Source organism: Endozoicomonas sp. ONNA2 (assembly GCF_024606365.1).
Lineage (GTDB): Bacteria > Pseudomonadota > Gammaproteobacteria > Pseudomonadales > Endozoicomonadaceae > Endozoicomonas.
The window spans coordinates 1-1,385 of record NZ_JAHHPO010000916.1 but is presented as its reverse complement, the minus strand read 5'-3'; the positions used below and the strand labels follow the sequence as shown (position 1 = coordinate 1,385).

Annotated in this window: 1 protein-coding gene; it reads left to right on the top strand. The window is 37.8% G+C overall.

Annotation, left to right across the window (positions count from 1 at the left end; all coding sequences use genetic code 11):
- Positions 1 to 167: 167 nt before the first annotated feature.
- Positions 168 to 1,385, top strand: a 1,218-nt coding sequence (locus KDK14_RS16315; RefSeq protein WP_257266238.1) for a hypothetical protein, incomplete at its 3' end; no start/stop codon positions are given.

Here is a 1,385-nt window from a genome sequence, read left to right as displayed (position 1 = left end):
AGAGTGACTGAACACTTAGTCAGAAAATATGATTTCATTTGGTTAACTACTTAGTAACATTGCTGATAAAATCCACCGGAGTTCAAATATTTGAAAGGCTCCTATTGATTTGGTGAATAATTATGATCTCCTCGAAGTGTAATCTATTTCATTCTGAATATGCATCCTTGGCTACTGGGGATAGTACGTCTGAAACGCTTGACGCTCCTTTACAAAGATCTTTGCAAAGACCTTTACAAAGACCTTTACAAAGAAAAGAGATTCCAGCTCAAGCTCCTGCTTCTGATAGTCTTTCAACGCGTACTGTAGAGCCTGAAGTTGCTACTAATTACCTTGGCTCTCCAGGCTTTAGCTCTGTTTTTTTTGATGCCAGATCTCCGGAATATCTTCTTCTGGTAAAAGCTATTCGTGTTTTGGAAAAAGGTCCGACGTTTAATGATGAAAAAATTGGTTCTGTTTCCAGAAAAAAAATGACCGTTTCTCAATTGAAGCAAATGAAGAATGACTTAAAAGTTGAAAATCTTTTTAAGTTAAGACAGCTGCAGCTTATTATAAATAAAATCTCTTCTGTTACATTAGGATCTCAAGAAGAAATAAGACAACAAGACATTGCTCGTCTTCTTGAGATATTGTCTGATTTTTACAGCCCTGATAATTTTATAAGTTGCATGATGTGTATTATGGATAAAGTGTCTGAAAAATATATTAAAGCCATGAACGTATGCAGTGCTTCTACGCCCATCACGGCTGCGCAAATCAACAAGGCTGCATCTATGAAAGTACCAATAACTGTTGCCGACAGGCATGAGTGTGGAGAAATTGTCGAGCTAATTTTCAGGATTGTACTTAGCAATGACGATGTGGGGAGGATATCATCTTTTCTACAATGGTATGCATTTTGGGAAAGGTATTTTACGTTAAATATTATCTGCAGCTGCATTAATGTTGATGGCAGTCATTATTGCGCACCCTACTTTAGCCCAGAGCTACCGGTAAAAGTAGCTTTGAAATGTTTTCATCGATTGCCACACTTAAGTGAAAGGGAAAACGAATTTCTGCTGATGAAAACCTATGGGGGGAAGCTTGATGTAATCAAGATTCAGACGTTACATTTCAATTTGCTGATCGGAAAAGAGGTTAACACGGAACTGGTGATTTCCTGCGTAAAAGAGAGTTATCAGAGATTTCAACATAAGTCAGACATTAGTGTTTATGATGATCCTGAGCGTTATGGGCTGTTGCAGTTGTTGCATACTGCAACAGTTTGTGTATTAGAAAAATCTGAGCACGATGCACGACGATTAATTGAATGTTACGAATACTTTTCCTTTCTGCAGCCTTCAGCAGGTGTATTGAAAAACTATATGCAGGCCAGGTGTGAAGAA